This is a genomic window from Acinetobacter sp. WC-743, from assembly GCF_000335555.1.
Classification (GTDB): domain Bacteria; phylum Pseudomonadota; class Gammaproteobacteria; order Pseudomonadales; family Moraxellaceae; genus Acinetobacter; species Acinetobacter bereziniae.
The window spans coordinates 64,343-82,437 of record NZ_AMFQ01000046.1; the positions used below are offsets into that span (position 1 = coordinate 64,343).

General features: G+C 36.0%; 19 protein-coding genes. 10 read left to right on the forward strand and 9 right to left on the reverse strand.

The window, feature by feature from the left end; all coding sequences use genetic code 11:
* Window positions 1–267: 267 nt before the first annotated feature.
* From ACINWC743_RS06830 to ACINWC743_RS06840, 3 genes are all read left to right on the forward strand, one after another.
* Complete coding sequence (locus tag ACINWC743_RS06830) at window positions 268–969, forward strand: hypothetical protein (protein WP_005029934.1); 702 nt, start codon at window positions 268–270, stop codon at window positions 967–969.
* A gap of 286 nt (window positions 970–1,255) precedes the next feature.
* On the forward strand, window positions 1,256–1,828 hold the full coding sequence (locus ACINWC743_RS06835) for an SRPBCC domain-containing protein (RefSeq protein WP_009584833.1): 573 nt from the start codon (window positions 1,256–1,258) through the stop codon (window positions 1,826–1,828).
* 1 nt (window position 1,829) lies between these two features.
* The gene (locus ACINWC743_RS06840) at window positions 1,830–2,258 is read left to right on the forward strand and encodes a MerR family transcriptional regulator (RefSeq protein WP_004831433.1); all 429 of its coding nucleotides are present in this window, start codon (window positions 1,830–1,832) and stop codon (window positions 2,256–2,258) included.
* Window positions 2,259–3,339: 1,081 nt separating this feature from the next.
* On the opposite strand, the gene ACINWC743_RS06845 is transcribed toward ACINWC743_RS06840, so the two are convergent.
* Window positions 3,340–3,909, reverse strand: coding sequence for a TetR/AcrR family transcriptional regulator (locus ACINWC743_RS06845; RefSeq protein ID WP_035300537.1), 570 nt, complete (start codon window positions 3,907–3,909; stop codon window positions 3,340–3,342).
* A gap of 259 nt (window positions 3,910–4,168) precedes the next feature.
* Here ACINWC743_RS06845 and ACINWC743_RS06850 point away from each other — a divergent pair, with 259 nt between their 5' ends.
* The gene (locus ACINWC743_RS06850; protein ID WP_005029939.1) at window positions 4,169–5,017 is read left to right on the forward strand and encodes a hypothetical protein; all 849 of its coding nucleotides are present in this window, start codon (window positions 4,169–4,171) and stop codon (window positions 5,015–5,017) included.
* 344 nt (window positions 5,018–5,361) lie between these two features.
* Here ACINWC743_RS06850 and ACINWC743_RS06855 read toward each other — a convergent pair whose 3' ends face one another.
* Window positions 5,362–6,003, reverse strand: a complete 642-nt coding sequence (locus tag ACINWC743_RS06855; protein WP_009584866.1) for a cation transporter — start codon at window positions 6,001–6,003, stop codon at window positions 5,362–5,364.
* A gap of 169 nt (window positions 6,004–6,172) precedes the next feature.
* Here ACINWC743_RS06855 and ACINWC743_RS06860 point away from each other — a divergent pair, with 169 nt between their 5' ends.
* Window positions 6,173–6,577 carry a Cd(II)/Pb(II)-responsive transcriptional regulator gene (locus ACINWC743_RS06860; protein ID WP_004831437.1) on the forward strand — a complete coding sequence of 135 codons (405 nt, stop codon included), beginning with the start codon at window positions 6,173–6,175 and terminating at the stop codon, window positions 6,575–6,577.
* A gap of 50 nt (window positions 6,578–6,627) precedes the next feature.
* On the opposite strand, the gene arsB is transcribed toward ACINWC743_RS06860, so the two are convergent.
* Together arsB and ACINWC743_RS06870 are read right to left on the reverse strand one after the other, a co-directional pair.
* Window positions 6,628–7,656: an ACR3 family arsenite efflux transporter gene (arsB, locus tag ACINWC743_RS06865; protein WP_373867882.1), complete on the reverse strand. Its 1,029-nt coding sequence runs from the start codon at window positions 7,654–7,656 to the stop codon at window positions 6,628–6,630.
* Window positions 7,657–7,689: 33 nt separating this feature from the next.
* A complete protein-coding gene (locus ACINWC743_RS06870; RefSeq protein ID WP_009584831.1) occupies window positions 7,690–8,013 on the reverse strand; it encodes an ArsR/SmtB family transcription factor in 324 nt (107 codons plus the stop codon).
* Between the two features lie 102 nt (window positions 8,014–8,115).
* Here ACINWC743_RS06870 and arsC point away from each other — a divergent pair, with 102 nt between their 5' ends.
* The 3 genes from arsC to ACINWC743_RS06885 all read left to right on the forward strand — a co-directional run bounded on the left by arsC (window position 8,116) and on the right by ACINWC743_RS06885 (window position 10,370).
* Entirely contained in the window at window positions 8,116–8,544 is a 429-nt protein-coding gene (arsC, locus tag ACINWC743_RS06875; RefSeq protein ID WP_004831440.1) for an arsenate reductase (glutaredoxin), read from the forward strand.
* A gap of 164 nt (window positions 8,545–8,708) precedes the next feature.
* Complete coding sequence (gene yegQ, locus ACINWC743_RS06880) at window positions 8,709–10,109, forward strand: tRNA 5-hydroxyuridine modification protein YegQ (RefSeq protein ID WP_004831441.1); 1,401 nt, start codon at window positions 8,709–8,711, stop codon at window positions 10,107–10,109.
* A 9-nt stretch (window positions 10,110–10,118) separates the two neighbouring features.
* Window positions 10,119–10,370, forward strand: a complete 252-nt coding sequence (locus ACINWC743_RS06885) for a YfhL family 4Fe-4S dicluster ferredoxin (protein ID WP_004831442.1) — start codon at window positions 10,119–10,121, stop codon at window positions 10,368–10,370.
* A gap of 185 nt (window positions 10,371–10,555) precedes the next feature.
* Here ACINWC743_RS06885 and ACINWC743_RS06890 read toward each other — a convergent pair whose 3' ends face one another.
* Window positions 10,556–11,440, reverse strand: a complete 885-nt coding sequence (locus tag ACINWC743_RS06890) for a LysR substrate-binding domain-containing protein (protein ID WP_009584867.1) — start codon at window positions 11,438–11,440, stop codon at window positions 10,556–10,558.
* Window positions 11,441–11,554: 114 nt separating this feature from the next.
* On the opposite strand from ACINWC743_RS06890, the gene ACINWC743_RS06895 reads away from it, so the two are divergent.
* The gene (locus tag ACINWC743_RS06895; protein ID WP_009584890.1) at window positions 11,555–12,223 is read left to right on the forward strand and encodes an FMN-dependent NADH-azoreductase; all 669 of its coding nucleotides are present in this window, start codon (window positions 11,555–11,557) and stop codon (window positions 12,221–12,223) included.
* Window positions 12,224–12,366: 143 nt separating this feature from the next.
* Here ACINWC743_RS06895 and ahpF read toward each other — a convergent pair whose 3' ends face one another.
* Window positions 12,367–13,932, reverse strand: coding sequence for an alkyl hydroperoxide reductase subunit F (gene ahpF / locus ACINWC743_RS06900; protein ID WP_009584885.1), 1,566 nt, complete (start codon window positions 13,930–13,932; stop codon window positions 12,367–12,369).
* A 405-nt stretch (window positions 13,933–14,337) separates the two neighbouring features.
* Between ahpF and ACINWC743_RS06905 the strand changes: the two genes are divergently transcribed.
* Window positions 14,338–14,958: a DsbA family oxidoreductase gene (locus ACINWC743_RS06905; RefSeq protein WP_004831448.1), complete on the forward strand. Its 621-nt coding sequence runs from the start codon at window positions 14,338–14,340 to the stop codon at window positions 14,956–14,958.
* A gap of 91 nt (window positions 14,959–15,049) precedes the next feature.
* On the opposite strand, the gene ACINWC743_RS06910 is transcribed toward ACINWC743_RS06905, so the two are convergent.
* The 3 genes from ACINWC743_RS06910 to ACINWC743_RS06920 are packed head-to-tail and all read right to left on the reverse strand — an operon-like array spanning window position 15,050 to window position 17,962.
* Complete coding sequence (locus ACINWC743_RS06910; RefSeq protein ID WP_009584856.1) at window positions 15,050–15,967, reverse strand: hypothetical protein; 918 nt, start codon at window positions 15,965–15,967, stop codon at window positions 15,050–15,052.
* A 48-nt stretch (window positions 15,968–16,015) separates the two neighbouring features.
* Window positions 16,016–17,125, reverse strand: a complete 1,110-nt coding sequence (locus ACINWC743_RS06915; RefSeq protein ID WP_085944247.1) for a toxic anion resistance protein — start codon at window positions 17,123–17,125, stop codon at window positions 16,016–16,018.
* Between the two features lie 54 nt (window positions 17,126–17,179).
* Complete coding sequence (locus tag ACINWC743_RS06920) at window positions 17,180–17,962, reverse strand: hypothetical protein (RefSeq protein ID WP_009584838.1); 783 nt, start codon at window positions 17,960–17,962, stop codon at window positions 17,180–17,182.
* Window positions 17,963–18,095: the final 133 nt, after the last annotated feature.

Below are 18,095 nucleotides of genomic sequence, written 5' to 3' on the forward strand. Positions count from 1 at the left end.
AAGAATCTTGGACTAAAAATACAATCAAAATTATCTGATTTATTCGATTATTCTAAAGAAACAATAATAAATCGTACAATTATGCAAAAATCATCTGAAATTCTTTAAAGCAATCATGCGTCAAGATACTTTTTGCCAATCTATTTGTCTCAAATACAGTAAAATCATTAAAAAAATAATTTTTAGCTTATTTTTTGGTAGCTTAAAATCTTAACACTGATTTTCTTAAATGCTATAAACAGAAGCATCGTAAGAAAAGAGTAAAGTATGAATAAATTCAATAATAAGTTTACATTGTCAATTTGCCTATTTTCTGCATTTGTAATGACAGGTTGTGCGACCTCTACCCTTCTAAAAAAAGATAATGGAGTTCGGACGCACAGTGTCAAACATGTTTTAACTTCGGACAATGTAGTCGCCTTTGGTAAACCCGCTTCTGGTCTTTCAGATCTCCCTGCTGACAGTATCGTCATTGCTGGGCAAAAAAATAATTATGTATTAACTCAAGGTGGTACACGATTTGCCAAAGTCATTACAGGGCTTGACCCAAAACTGATCCAAATTGATAGAGAACTTACCTTTTATTCAGCAAAGAATGATGGTGAGTTTGCAGGAACGCTTCCGTTGCGCTATATCAAACTTTCTGAAGATGTGACCAAGCAAGACCGTGAGTTTTTCATTGAAAATGGTGCGGAAGAATGTACAACCTCAAGTGACCAACGATTAAAAGCACAACGTTTCTGCTTTAATATTGCCTTGTCAGGTCGTATTTATCCACCTGCTTCAAACATTGCATCCCTAAAAGCATTAAGCAAACCCTATCAAGTCAGTATTTATACAACTGAACAGGTAACAGATTACTCAAAAGCAGGAAGTAAAACAGCAGATAAATTGGTGCTTTTCCCATTCGCAGTCGCTTTTGATGTCGTCACTTTACCGTTCCAAGCGATACATAAAATTTTTGATTGAACTTTATCATAAACCATAACTTTGATCGTGTTCTTGTAAGTGATAGGTCTGATAAAAAACTAAATTTTCGTTCTCAGTGAAAATTTAGTTTTTTGTGGCTGGCAAAATTCTATAAAAACTCCACCAAAAATTGAGCTTTACACATAGCAATCCAGATGCCCCCCAATTTAATATATTTTTCAAAACGTGGCTGGCTCAAATAAACCAATTTAAATTTAACACTTGAGCTTCGAGTCAACTCCAATCTTAGAATCAAATTTAACTCAATCAACAAAGAGGTTGTTTTATGCAGATTCTATATAGCAAAGGGTACATGCGATTAAGCATAAGTTTTATTTTATTGGCGCTGTTAATCACGACTTCCATCATGCCCACTAAACATGTTCGTATAGAAACCAAAATCGTGATCCATAAGCCTATTGAACAGGTGTGGGCACAATTTAAATGTGTTGATGCTTATTCAAAATGGAATACTTTATTCAATATAGAAAAATTCCCAACACAAGTTGGAGAACAGATCAAGGTTGATTTATACGATGAGAATGGAAAAGTAAAAATTCAAATGCAACCCGTTGTGCTCAGCTTAGAAAACTATCATCTTGAATGGGAAGGAAAATTGTATGTCAATGGATTGTTTAATGGTCGTCATCAATTCATTTTTCAGTCATTGGATGAGAATACAACTGAACTTATTCAAGCTGAAGATTTCAAAGGGCTACTTATTCCATTTTTAAATCGAGCGGTCATTCAACCAACATTACTCAATTTCAGAAAAATGAATGTATCATTTAAGACTTATGTTGAAACTTATAACTTAGATTCAAATCCATGTTCCGACACTTTTAACGAGAAAAAATAAAATGAATATTAGTCAATTTTCAAAAAAGCATGGCGTATCTCCAGATACGCTACGCTTCTACGAAGAATTAAAAATACTTGTCCCAGATCGTTTGAAAAATGGTTATAGAAACTATCAAGCGCATCATGAACAGCAGATCAAATCTATTATTGCGCTAAAAAGCATTGGTTTTAGCTTAATAGAAATCAAACATATCCTTGAGTTAAGTCAACAGCCTGCATCTGAAAACTGCAATATACTTTCCAACCAACTCATTGATGAAAAACAAGCTTTGATTCACCAACAAATACAATTGCTCGAATATGGAAAAAACACCTTGGATCATCTCAAACAATATATCAAGGAGAATAGCTTTATCGAAAATCAGCACAATATTGAAGAAATGATCGAAAACTTATATCAGTTGAGTAAACAGGCGAAAGCGCAATAATGTCATCATGTAAATACTTAACTTTTGCTAAAAACAAAGCATCAGTTAAAAGATTGACTATATTTACAGTCAAACCGCCTGATTATTCATACACGTGATTCGATTTCAATCATACATATCCGAGCGCTTTATGCTTTTATACAAATTATTAGAAGCTTTTAGAGATTCATTTATTTTTTACTTTTGAATAGTCGATGATCTTTCTATCATGAGATGAAATGGATGTTGTCATGTTAAGCGGGTGTATATGAGCAAAAACCAAGCACCACTTTGGTTGTAGCACAAGACTGCCGTTGAACAAAAATTGCTTGAGCAAAGTAAAGCATCGCCTACGTAAAACGATTTAAACTATAGACGTAAAGGGTGGCAATGAAAGTTTTTATATGATTAAACAATAAATTCATCGCATTGATTCTATTGATTAAGAGAAATATATTTTACCCTATGAATTTCTTAACAGATTGAATATATGACTAGCCATCTAGATTGAATGATGAAATCTACATAACAACCGCAACTCATCTCAGTTTTATTGAAAATTTGGATTCATGCTATTTGCAACAATTAATTACAACGCTTTGGATACTTTGCTTTGGCAAAAAATTAAATACGTTTCTATCCATTAAAGATAAATATTTGTTTCAATATGGATTAAAGTCAGTAAATAATTTTTGAAGAAGCATAAAATCAGAGACAAAACTGATTGAAATCGGATATATTTTCACCAAACCTGAGCCATTTGGTAAAAGTTTAAACAAATTCACAAAGTACCTGTTGTAAAAAACAACAGATTCTTTATAATTCACTCAAACAGACAAGTCTGTCTATTTAGCTGAAATAAAACCGAATGACATGTGCATTCAGAGGGTAAAAGAAATAAATATAAGAAGACGCTTAAGCATCTCATCATCTTAACGTTGATTGTGAATGCAATAAGCGTTAAGTACATAAGAAACTTATCAGCAAAGCGCGATAGCATAAAGTTATCGCGCTTTTTTATTTTAATATTCAACAGTGAAGCTTGGACATAAATTTATGCATAAGCTTCAATTCGACATAAACTGTCCTGCGAATTTCAATATTAAGAAGTGACTGCCAATTCCATTTGGATCAAGGTTTCTACTCTTTTCCAGTAATCATCTAAATTCACTTGCTTGGGATCAATCTGAGCTTGAATCGTCATTCCATCAAGGATACTCGACAAAAAACCTGCCATTTGAACATCTTGTTTTATACCTAAATGACGTAGAGCATGACTCAAATGCCCTTTTAACCATTCCTTATAATCAATTGCTGGTTGCAATGATGAAGGATATATTTTTGAAATTTCTTCAACCGCTTTTTGGAACATACAACCATTAAAATCTGCTGAATGAAACCAAGCGTTGTACCACACAAAAATAGCTTTGATATGAGATAAATAATCGTCAGGATCACACTCGGCTATAGCAGCACCTAGTGATTGTTGCAAATTATGATTTCTAGTCACTAAACACTCTTCAATCAATTTCGCTTTAGATGGGAAATACTTATAAAACGTCATTTTTGCAACGCCTGACTCACTAATAATCCGGTCTATACCAATAGAATTATAGCTATAAGAATTAAAGAGTTTCAGCGCTGTATTAATGATGTCCTCTTTTTTTGACATTTATTTTTACCCAACGTATAAAAATTTAAGATTAAAATTAAGGCATTAGCTTATAAGAGCAGCACATATATAGGCGTTACTTCACGATATGATAGGAATTATATCTTAAATTTGCAACAACATAGATTTTTTGCACAAAACAATCTTGAACAAAGGACAAGTGTCTGAAATATAAAATATTAAAATTGAGTTAATGCTAGCAAATTAATTTATTTTTGACTATGATAAAAACGGTAAAATTAAAATTTCAATGCAGCATATGAACATATTCTCTTTTACGCAATCAGAACATACTCGTCTTGAGTTGCTGCAGTTCATCCAAAATTCTTTAAAACCTGAAATATGGCAACAAAATACTCAAGCTGTAAATCATCTCAAGCGACTGACACAACAACATCCTCTATTTAAACATCCAATATTAGAGCAACTTCATCAATGCCAATTTAGTTTGGATCAATTAAAATTTATCCATATCAATTATTTTACTGCTATCGTTAAAAATTTTACTGATGCTTTAAGCATGGTAATCTACCAAGCGTACAAGTTGGAACAAAACTCAAATATCTTAGAAGAAAATAGAATCGCATCAAAAATTTATGCACGTTACTTGCTGTCGCTCAATTTAATTGATGAATTGGGTTTCAATACCCATCAACTTGAACAGAGTTCAGCTGCTAAATCTCATCTGGTGTATTTCTTAAAATTAATGCAGCAGTTAGACCTAGAACCATTGGATCAAAGTAAAACTCAAATCGAAGCATATGCACTCGCCGAGTATATACAAAAACATTTGTCCTCTTATGCTGACCTTCTGCTGATTTTGGCGTGCACAGAACTACAGGTGATCAAATTTAGTGAAGCATTGCGAAACAATATGGCGATTTATAATAGCATCTATATCGAGGGCTACTATGCATGTCATGGTCTGGCTGACCAGGAGGCTTCAACACTCGCCAATGATGACAATCATCAAGATGATATTTGGACATTGCTTGCACAATGCTACTCATCAGAAAATCAACAACATCTACAGCAAATTCAGTCTGAATATTTAGCTCTGTGGAATAATTTTTGGAGCAAAATGAAAATTTGTACTGCAACAATTTAATGTTTTTTCATCAGCCAAATTTTATCTAACATGTTTAGTTGGCATCATTTGCTGGCACTGCGATCATATTTTGCGGTATGGCGCCATGAATACCAACGATATTAAGGGTGGAGCATGATATTTCTTTAAAACGACAGCAGTAAAATCAAAGTGAGGCTTTATTAGCAAAACTTGCACTATTACGATTGAGTGAAAATCGCTCAGTCGATATTCCCTCTGGATACGAACTCAACCAAAAACAAAAATCATCAATATTTTTCGCTTCACCCCACTTTTCTCAATCAAGATGCGTTTTTCATACATATCCGAGCCGAAGTTCTTATCCCCTACCTCTATACTTTAATTTAACGCGACTCTAAAGCTGGTTGTGAGGCAGTATTTTGTTTACGTTCTTGATTCGCTTTTTTAATCACCTGATATCCACCCGTTAACCCTAAAGTTGCCATAATCACTGCGACAATCAAATCAGGGAACATACTTCCCGTACCAAATACACCGATTGCAGCAAAAATTACCGCGACATTCCCAATCGCATCATTGCGGCTACACAACCAAACAGATTGCATGTTCGAGTCTCCATCTCTAAATGCATAAAGTACAACTGCTGAAATCACATTGGCAATAAGAGCAAGGACACCAATAACGCCCATTGTGATTGCTTCGGGCGGAATTCCCTGTATATATGCATAAACAGTTTTTGCAATTACCACAAGTCCAAAAATTGCCATGATTGCGCCTTTAAATAATGCAACCGTTGCTCGCCAATACAAACTTGCCCCTAAAACAGCCAAAGAAACTGCATAATTGACAGCATCACCAAAGAAGTCGAGTGAATCAGCCCATAGTGCTGAAGAGTGTGCATAAGCACCACCAATCAGCTCGACAAAAAACATGGCTAGATTAATAAATAAAGCAATCCACAAAGCCGTTCTAAACTTACTATTCGGTTTTTGTGGTGCAGGTTCATGACTGCATGTACATGCCATGACATATCTCCTGAGTGAAATATCAGTTGTTGATTTGTCTTTGCACAAGCAACCTCATGATTTTTTTTAATGCAATTGCAAGCGGTATAGACAATAATCAAATTAAGCTATACTGCTATTTAAAACTATGGAGTAAGTCCAAGGTCAAGCAAAAAATAGAGGAATAATCATGCAGCAGTATTTAATCAGTGATCTTGCAAAAAAAACTCAACTTTCAACTGATACTGTACGTTTTTATGAAAAAAAACAGCTCATTCAGTCCAGCTATCGCGCAGAAAACAATTATAAATACTATGATGAAGATTGCTTAAAACGACTGATTTTTATCAAACGCTGTCGTTCATTGGACATGACCTTACATGAAATTACCCAACTTTTAGAACAAATTCAGCATCCTGAACAGGATTGTAAAGTGATCGATCAGTTGATCGAAGAACATATTCAACATGTCGAAACGCGTATTCATGAATTGCAAAATTTTAAATCTCAATTACAACAATTACGTCAGTCCTGCTCATTAAATACCACCATTGATCACTGTCAAATCATCAAAAAACTGGAAGCCTCAGAATAATTGATTTACTCCGATTATTCGCTCAGTCCTATGTTTCACTGAGTTCTGGTTTATTGAATTTTTTGAAATACTGTTTTATGTAATTTCAACGATACCCCCACCAATAAAATCAGAACTGGAACTTCTACCAATGGACCAATGATCGTTGTAAAGGCAACAGGCGATGCCAAACCAAAGGTGGCAATCGCAACCGCTAGCGCTAATTCAAAATTATTGCCTGCAGCCGTAAATGAAATAGCCGTTGTTTTGGCATAATCATTTCCTATCCATTTACTCATAAAAAAGCTTATGAAAAACATCAGTACAAAATACAGAACCAATGGAATCGCAATCCGCAATACATCTAAAGGAAGACTAATCACATCAGCCCCTTTTAAGCTGAACATTGCCACAATGGTAAACAACAATGCCAGTAAACTCATTGGGCTGATTTTAGGGATGAAAATATTTGTATACCAATCTACCCCCTTCATTTTGACCAGTATCACACGGCTCAAAAAACCCAAAAGAAATGGAATGCCCAAATAGACTAAAACAGCATGGGTAATGGTCCAAAAACCGACGTCAATGAATTTAGCTTCTACACCAAAATACGGAGGTAAAATACCAAGAAACAACCAAGCATAGCTACTAAAAAAGAGAATTTGAAAAATGCTATTGAAAGCAACCAAAGCCGCAACGTACTGATTGTCACCGCCAGCCAAATTATTCCATACCAACACCATAGCAATACAGCGCGCCAGTCCAATCAGGATCAAACCCGTCATATATTCAGGATACTGATGTAAAAAAATAATGGCTAAAACAAACATCAAACACGGTGCAATCAACCAATTTTGCAATAAAGATAAAAGCAGTGTTCGCTTGTCCTTAAATACCTGTGGTAGCGTTTTATAATCCACTTTGGCAAGTGGTGGGTACATCATTAAAATGAGACCCATCGCAATCGGAATATTGACTGAATCTAAACTTAAATGATTTAAATTTGTCGATATCTGCGGGAAAAATATGCCAATAGCAATTCCGAATGCCATAGCCATAAAAATCCATAATGTCAGATGTCGATCAAGAAAAGACATTTTCGAAGTCTGCTGGGTGAAACGCATCATGATTTACTCACAGCAATGACTAATATTCATCAGACCTGAATGTTTTTCTATCAGGTTGTGATTTGCCAAGGTGATAATATTTAATATTTCATTCGCCCAATCAGGAAGTTCAGGATTCAATCGGTAATACACCCATTGCCCTTTTCGTTGATCCAATACAATTGATAGATTTCTCAACAAAGCCAAGTGTCTAGAAATCTTAGGTTGACTTAAATTCAAGACCTCTGTCATTTCACATACACAAACACTGTCTTTTGCCACCAACATTTTTAAAATATCTAGACGTGTCGGGTCAGATAAGCATTTAAAGAAATCTGTTTGATGCATAACGATTGCTCAATTTATTCATTTACCATATTCAGTATTGCGAATATACGCATATCCATATATAAATACAAGATCACAAATCACTATGGCGCCATAAAATCTATGTCATCTCAAATTAAAATTTATCACAATCCTGACTGTGGGACTTCCCGCAATACTCTTGCACTGATTCGCAATGCGGGAATAGAGCCAGAAATCATAGAGTATTTAAATCATCCACCCAGCAAACAACAGTTGATTCAGCTCATCCAACGATCGGGTTTATCTATCAAAGATGTACTACGTAAAAATGTTGAAGTTTACACAGTTTTAAATTTAGAACGGCAACAATACAATGATGATCAGCTCATCGAGCTCATGCTGCAACACCCTATTCTGATTAATCGTCCTTTCGTCGTCACTGAATTAGGTGTTCGTTTATGCCGTCCTTCTGAAATGGTTTTAGATATATTATCTGCCCCACAATTACATCCATTTTCTAAAGAAGATGGTGAAATTATTATCAATCAAGCATTAAAAAGAGTGAAATAATTCTTATCGACCTGCATAAAAGAAATATAAATTAAACATAAATGATTGAATTAATTTATTTTTAACTGTAAATCAACCTAATAATCCTGAGTGTTTTACTAGGTTGAATCTTATTTTTAAACCCTTACAATAAAACCATATTTTTAGTATGCCTTTAGATTTTTATGCGCATCTCTCACATTACAGAACTTCTCTCTCCAGCAGGTTCACTGAAAAATATGCGTTATGCATTTGCCTACGGTGCAGATGCTGTATATGCAGGTCAACCTCGCTATAGTTTAAGAGTTCGTAATAATGAATTTGATCATGCCAATTTAAAAATTGGAATTTCCGAAGCACATGCGTTGGGTAAAAAATTTTATGTTGTGGTCAATATCCAACCGCATAATGCTAAATTAAAAAACTTCATTCGCGACCTTACACCTGTCATTGAAATGCAACCTGACGCGCTCATCATGTCGGATCCAGGCTTGATTATGATGGTTCGAGAGAACTTTCCACAGATGCCGATTCATCTATCTGTACAAGCAAATGCAGTCAATTGGGCAACAGTGAAGTTTTGGAAAAATATGGGACTCACTCGTGTAATTTTGTCACGTGAGTTATCTATCGAAGAAATTGAGGAAATTAAGCAGAATGTACCCGATATGGAAATTGAAGTTTTCGTACATGGTGCACTCTGTATGGCTTATTCCGGTCGTTGCTTACTTTCAGGCTATATGAATAAACGTGATGCAAATCAAGGCGCTTGCACCAATGCATGTCGCTGGGAGTACAATATTCACGAAGCAGCAGAAGATGCATCTGGGGATGTCATTCCAGTCCAATCACTGGAGACAGCATCAGTATGTTGCAACAATAAAGATGCCGACGAGCAACACGCCATACAACAACATCAATTTGGCGAGCCGGTTTTATTACAACGTCATGAAGAAGATATGTTTGCTGCTGAAGAAGATCAGCATGGCACCTACTTCATGAATTCTAAAGACTTACGTGCCGTTCAACATGTAGATCGCTTAACCAAGATGGGCATCCATTCTTTAAAAATTGAAGGACGCACCAAATCTTACTTTTATTGCGCAAGAACGGCGCAAATCTATCGTAAAGCAATTGATGATGCACAACTGGGTAAACCGTTTGACTGGGCGTTGATGACACAACTCGAAGGTTTAGCAAATCGTGGTTATACCGAAGGTTTTTTACGCAGACATGTGCATGCTGAATATCAAAATTATGAAACGGGCTCATCTCGTTTTGACCATCAACAATTTGTGGGCGAAGTGCTAGAAAGAAATGAGGATTACATCAAAATTGATGTAAAAAATCGCTTTGTAGTCGGAGACTCGCTGGAGCTGATGACAACATCGGGCAATATCACCTTTACGCTTAATCAGATATTGGACAAAAAGAGACAGCCTATTGTGGATGCAAAAGGATCTGGGCATATTGTCGAAATCCCAATCCCTGCGGATGTTGATATGCAATATGCTTTATTAATTAGAAACTTACCTAATTCAACTGCTGATATTTCAGCGTCATCATTGGCTTACCAAGCAGTATAGGATATCAAAATGGCTTTAATGATTACTGATAAATGCATCAATTGTGATATGTGCGTTGCAGAATGCCCCAATCAAGCAATTTTTGAGGGTCAGGATATTTATGAAATCGATAGCGAACGTTGTACAGAATGCGTTGGATTTTATGATCGCCAAACTTGTGTAGATGTTTGTCCTATTGAATGCATCGTTCAAAATCCTGAGCACATTGAAAGCCAAGCGCAATTGTTAAATCGTTTTCATTATCTAAGTTTCTTTGGATAGAAAGTTTTTTTAACAAGTGCTGATCTTGGAACGTATTTTGCTTTATTAATATATCAGCAAATAACAACAACAATAAACAACATGGAATTGGGCAGTGGCAGCGCAGCTCATTAACAGGGTAAAACAATAAAATTAAGGAGAAGCCAAAGTGTATTTGGGGAACACTTTGGCTTTTTCTTATTGAATTAGTCCAAATAACCCTGTGAAAATTTCTCTCTGCACCATCTTTTGACCTCTTCAACAACAAAATCTGCGTTAGGCAATGTCAATAAATAATAGTTCCATGCTGTTTCAATATGTTCAGAAACGATTTTCATACGTCCGTGCTTTAAGTCATTGGCAATTGCGGTACGACTTAATAATGCCACACCCTGCCCTGACAATACCGCCTGAATTGCATGGCTTTCCTGCGTATAAAACACTTGTGGTTGTCCTGCATGTATATGCATACCTTGTTTTTCAAACCATTTTTGCCAATTAACACGATTGGGGCAATATTCATCTCCCCAAGTGAAGTGAATCAATGGTACGCTTGACCAATCCATTGATTCTATATCTAAAGAAGCATACCCAACAGCAACATATTCATCCGTTGCAAGAAATTCAGCATTAACATGTTGATAGCCTCCAGAACCATAACGAATCGCTAAATCATATAAACCAGAAGCCATATTGACCAAATCATAACTTGCATGCACCCGAAACATAATATTGGGGAAACGCTGTTGCAATTCGGGCAAATGCGGAATGATCCACTCACTTGCAAAAGATGGTGTCGTTGTGATGGTGAAAAGTCGTTGTTTATGCTGTTCAAGTTGATGTAAAGCAAATTGAATCTGTTCAAATCCAGACCGCACATGCTTCAACAAATAAGCCCCTTCAGGTGTCAGCGTAATTGATCTTGTACGTCGTTCAAACAATTGTAAATTCAATTGCTGTTCTAGCTTTTTGATGCGATGGCTTAAAGCCGTTGGCGTTAAAAAGAGCTGATCTGCTGCTTTCTTAAAGCTCAGTTCTTCTGCGACATATTGAAAAGCCAACAATTGTTCGAGTGTATTGTGTAAAGCCATGAAATCACATGCATGGATGAATTAAATTCATTTATAACATGTATTTTTATCGTTTGTCGTTTTTTTCAAATTAAATAAAAATCATAATGAATACATCAACAACAGCGTATTAATATGACGAATATACTTAAAATAGACACCAGTTTAAGAAGTGGTATTTCTGGAACACACCCACATGGTTCTTTAAGCAGACGTTTGACGGAATTATTTATTCAACAATGGCGTGAAAATGATTCATCTATTGATGTTAAGTATCGTGATTTAGGACAAAATCCCATACCTTATATTGATGAAGAATGGATCATTTCAGAATTCGGCTATGCAGAATCCGAAGAAAAAGCACAACAACGCTTAAAACTCAGTGATGAACTGATTCAAGAAATACAATGGGCGGATGTAATTGTACTGGGCGTACCCATGTATAACTTTGGACCTCCTGCTCATCTAAAAGCCTATATTGATCATCTTGTGCGTATGAATAAAACCTATTCTTTTGATATCACCCAAGCACAGCCATATTCAGGTCTGATCGATGATCAAAAAAATCTGGTACTTCTTTCTGCTCGTGGTGGACATGATTTTGATTCAGCTGATGCGCCTTTTGCCAACCATGTAGAGCCTGCTATAAAAACTGCATTTAATTTTATCGGGATCAAAAAAATTCATGAAATCGCCATTGAACATCAGGAAACTGGCGGCACGTTGCTAGAAAACTCTATCCTTGCTGCTGAAGAAAAAACCCGAACACTTGTTAGAAATCTACAGACAAAAACAACCCCATAAAGTCATTCAAAATTTATGACAAAAAAAGGAATTGAGCTGTTAGCAACTCAATTCCTATCAAGGGTAAAGCCATCAGTTGAACAGTGCTAAAGTCAGTATCATCGAGACTATGCTGACTTTACACTTCAACAGTGTTCAAGTCATTATTGACCTGAACGAATAATATAATCAAATGCAGATAAAGAAGCTTTTGCACCTTCACCAGCGGCAATGATGATTTGTTTATAAGGTACGGTTGTACAGTCACCTGCAGCAAAGACACCTTTCACATTGGTTTCATTGCGATCATTCACCACAATTTCATTTCGATTAGAAAGTTCTACAGCAGTTTCTTTTAGGAAATCTGTATTTGGCAATAAGCCAATTTGTACGAAGATTCCTGCGAGTTCAAGGGTATGAAGTTCATCAGTGGCACGATCTTTATATTTCAAGCCTGTCACGACAGAACCATCACCAATCACCTCCGTAGAAAGTGCATTCATGATCACTGTAGTATTTGGCAAGCTATTGAGCTTATCTTGAAGTACTTGGTCAGCACGTAGTTTAGTATCAAACTCGATCAAGGTAACATGCTCAACAATACCCGCAAGGTCAATCGCTGCTTCCACACCAGAGTTACCACCACCAATCACAGCAACTTTTTTACCTTTGAATAATGGACCATCACAATGTGGGCAGTATGCAACACCACGTGTTTTATACTCTTTCTCGCCAGGTACATTCATTTCTCTCCAACGTGCACCTGTTGACAAGATGACTGTTTTTGATTCAAGTTTTGCACCATTTTCCAGTTCAACTTCAACCAAACCATTGGTTGTTTGATCCGCACCTACAATGTTTTTTACTTTTTGTAAGTTCATAATATCCACACCGTACTCACGTACATGTGCTTCCATATCAGAACCAAACTTTGGACCTTGAGTTTTCTGTACAGAGATAAAGTTTTCAATATCCATGGTATCCATAACCTGACCACCAAAGCGCTCAGAAACAATACCTGTACGAATCCCTTTACGTGCGGCATATACCGCAGATGTTGCACCAGCAGGTCCACCACCAATCACCAATACATCAAACGCGTCTTTAGCATTCAGCTTTTCAGCATCTTTAGCCGCAGCACCGCTGTCTAATTTCGCAACGATTTCTTCCAAAGTCATACGACCTTGACCAATATGTTCGCCATTTTGGAAAACCATCGGGACAGCTAAAATTTTGCGTTCTTCAACTTCATCTTGGAAGAATGCACCATCAATCATGGTTGCAGTCGTACCAGGGTTATTAATCGCAATTAAGTTCAATGCTTGAACAACATCTGGACAGTTATGGCAACTTAAAGAAACAAACACATCAAAGTTTGCTGTAAGGTTCAAGCCTTTCACTTGCGCCAAAACTTCATCAGAAACTTTTGGTGCATAACCAGAAACTTGTAACAAAGCCAAGATCAGTGAAGTGAACTCATGTCCCATTGGCAAACCAGCGAAGAATACACGTGGTTGCTCACCTACTTTTGCGATACCAAAGCTAGGTTTACGCTCATTTTGACCATCAAAACGAGCTGTGACTTGATCTGAAAGTGCCGCAATTTCAGTTACCAACTCTTTAATTTTATCTGATTTCTCAGAACCATTTAAAGAAGCAACGATTTCAATTGGGCTTTCAAGACGCTCTAACAAAGTTTTTAATTGAGCAGAAGTATTTGTATCTAACATGCTAACAATCTCCAAGGGAGTAAATTTCTTTCGTTGAATGTATATTACGTCTATTTAAAAAATAGATAAAACAGTTTGTTTTCATTAAATCAATCGGTTTTTTAGTTTAACCTTTATCTGTTTAATATGCATCATTGCTTCCCCCTTATCATACTTAAATTTTTAAATTGCTTTTCTATATCGGGGCATTGTCGATAAAATCAATCGAAATCATTGCAACCTCGAAACTTAAAATTAAATTAATTTTCAATAAAAATAATATTTCTTCGACCATCTTTCTACAAAAAAACGTGCGCGACGATTGCACAAAGTTTTAAGCTAAATTGATGTTGTCGTTTCTCCTATTAAGTACAACAACGTGTACTTAATCACAATTTCTAAATACATCAGTGATGAGGTAAAACAATGAAAATAGAGTTCGTATTCGATATCGTCTATCCAATGAGCTATGTTGCGTTTGAAAAACTTAAACAGCATTGGAATCAGCCTACGGCGAAAAAAATCGAATTATTACCTGTGCAAGTTTTACCAGAAATTCCGGAACAAGGCCTCGATATTTACCAATATTTGACTGAAAAATACGGAACTAAAGAGGCAAATCGTAAACTCGATATGGCAAAATTTGCTGCATATAGTCAAGACTTAACCGTTGATATTGAGCATATGAAACGTATGCCCAATAGTCGCTTGGCGCATCAGGCAATTTTAGCTTTAGATAATGTCTTTGATCAATTCGCTTTAACCCAAGCTTTATTTCACGCTATATTTGCGCATGGTAAAGACATTGCTAATCCTGAAGTGTTGAAACAAGTCATTGAAGGTATGGGGCTGGATGGCAATAAGGTACTACGTTCAATTCAGCATAAAGAAGTTGCGGATAAACAGGCTGAAATTACCCATTATGTACAGAGCTTTGGTAAGCACCCAACCCCTTACTATTTAGTTGATGGTGAAATTTGGGATAAAACTTTCGATACACTTGAACTCAAGGAACTCATTACCCAACGAGCAAAAGATGTAGCTTAGTTAATTCCAATCACACCATAAAAAGCACTTTTTCATCAAAGTGAAAAGTGCTTTTTATTCGCTTGAAATCCGGGCTATCACAGTTACAACATTAACTCATCCGATGACCGATCCGCTGTAAACGTTTGCTCATCCGATAAGCAATCAAATAGAAGAATAACCCTAACACTAAGCCAATTGCCCCAATTCCCCATAATATCTTTTCGACAATATTAGACCAAAAATTTGCACGATTTATTTGAACTTCAACGCCTTTGGCAAGTGATGAAACCGCTTGATCAAATACTTGATGTTGAATCGTCCATAACTGTTCTGGCTTAAATCCATATTCTAAGAATTGAGGATCGCCTTGCTCTGCTTTGATGAGCTTTTCTGCATAGACTGTTGCAACCACTTGATCTACAGGTTTGTGCATTAATGCGGTCTGTGCCAATAAATAATTTTGCACAGGCTCTGGCAATTCAGATTTACTGAGATATTGATAAATATTACTGTGTTGAATATTTTGATCATAACGAACAAAAGCTTTGAGTTCTTTATCGCCCTCATCTTTTAGATCATATTGTACATAGGTCAAACCTGACCATATGACAATAAAAGCGATGAGCCATGCAACAAATTTGAGTATAAATGACTGAAAACGAACCAAGAAAAATCGTAACTTTTTAAGTAATTTAATAACAAAAAATGCCCCAATAAAAGAAACGATCAATTTTAAAATTAACCAACCCAACCATGAAAAAGCGTTCATCAAATAATCAGGTTGATAAATTGCGTCTCTTAATTGCTGATCCACCATATAAGGCAGATGCAATTGATGCACATGTTGAGCCACCCCAAACATGTTAAAGACCCATTCCTGCTGAAAAAATAAAGAAATCAAACTTGCTACACCAACAGCGGACAGTACCACTGCTGCTGCCGTGAGATTCCACTTACGGCGTTGCAACATTTTTAATCCATGTTCTATTTGCTGAATATCTACAGCATGTTGATTTTTTTCAGTCAAGTATTACACCTTTATTCAAGACATCAATGAGCACATTTAAGATTGATTTCAAGATTGCTGCGCAGTATTGTCCAAGACCAACTGCTGTAAGTTCGACTGCAAAGCTTTGATTCGGGTTGAAGCCTCTTCACGCTTTTGCATGCCCTCTTTTTGGATCTGAATCACATCATTCACTGTTTTAATGAGGGTATTTTGAACATGTTCAAGTGTTTCAATATCAATCACTGAACGTTGATTGGCTTTGGCTGTATCTACTGAATTTTGATGGAGCAAATCGGCATTGCGTTTTAACAGCTCATTGGTCGCGTCATCAATCGTATTGGCAAGTTGTACGCTGTTGCGTTGTTCATTTAAAGAAATCGCTAAACTAATTTGGTTTTTCCATGCTGGTAATGTGATGTTTTTAATGGCATAGAATTTATCAACCAACATCATATTATTTGACTGAATGATTCGAATCATTGGCAAAGTTTGCATCGCAGATTGTTGCAAAACTTGCAAATCACTGACTCTTTTTTCTAAATTATTGGCTAAATGATTGAGGTCATAAACACGTTGATTGGTTTTTTGATCTTGTTCTTGAGCAGATAAAGAGGCAATCTCTTGTTGTACCTCTTGTTGCTTAATCCGCCCAGCGGCAATGTAAATCCCCAATTGACGATATTCTTCCTGTACACCGTTAAACATACGGTCCAAGGTATCTACACGCGCTTTTAAACCCGTTTGCGAAGTTTCAATTTCTTTAACCAGTGAATCAATTTGTTCTTTGGTGGTATTAAAATGTTGGTCAAAACTTTGTTTTGCGCCTTTAAACTTATTTAAAAGACTGCCAATAAATCCTGAACTTTTTGATTGGTTCAAAATACTCGATGTGTTGAGCTGTTGTGCAACTTGTACCACTTCATTCAACTTTTGCCCAGTCACATCGAGGTCTTTATTTTTAACCAGATTCAATAATTCATCAGTATAAGAGGAGGTCTTGCTTGCAATATTTTTTCCATACTCAGCAACTGCTGCATGGTTAATATTTGCCAAGTCTTTATGGGCATTAACAACCTCATTAAAATCCTCTGTATTTAAACCAATCTCTTTGAGATTCAATTGTTCAAATTTTTGGATTTCTAGTGGAGAATTTGATTCTGTTGTTTTTGCTGTCATAGAATCTGCTTGTGTTGTTAATGGTTGCTGATTCGAATCGCTCATAGATCTACCCTATTTATTTTCTAATGATTTCTTTAAAGATTGAATTAATTTATCACGACTTTTATCAAGTTCTCCAGTCGCCACCAAAGAATTTTGTGCACTGCTCTGTTTCACATGATACTGCCATGCAGGAATTAAGACGTGTTGCGCTTCATTAAAACGATCCAATAATGTTAAGGAAAGTTGTTGCGTTAACTGCATCTGTGCCAATGCAATATCATTACTGGCTTGTAAAGTCTGTAAAGTGTTGATCTTTTTTGACAAACGCTCGGAAAAATTATCCAAAGGATGACGTTGTTGCACAAACACAGGATATTCATCTAAAAATTCCTGTGCTGCACGAATATATTTTGCCATTTGCTCTCTTAGACCATTGGCTTGTTGAAAACGAGATTCTGACTTTTGAATTTCAACTTGCAATCGTTGGCTTAATTGTTTGGCTTCATCAATTGAGCTCTCTAAATCTCTTAAATACTTTACTTGACCAACACTAAACTCTAAATCTAAGCCCAACCATTTTTGTATGGCATTGAATTTTCTTTGGTTCAACTTTTTCTTTGATGCTGATAACTGTTCAATAATTTGCGCAATAATTTGACTTAACTTTTGTGTCAAACTCGGATCAATACTTTTTAACAGTACCGACTGTGCTTGGATTAATTGATCCGCATACAAATTGAGCCGAGTTTGATTATCCAACAATGGAACGAGGTCATTACGTTTAATTGAAAGCAATTCATCAGCATTACAAGAAATCTGTTCAAGTGGAGTCAGTACAGTAAATTGTTTCATATCAGTTCAAAATGAATAATTTTTCAATGATTTAAGGGCAATCATCAGACTCACCCTGTCTAATTAAAACTTATAATACAAATTCAGCTTAAAGCCTAACTAAATAGCAAAAAATATACAGATATAAAAAAAC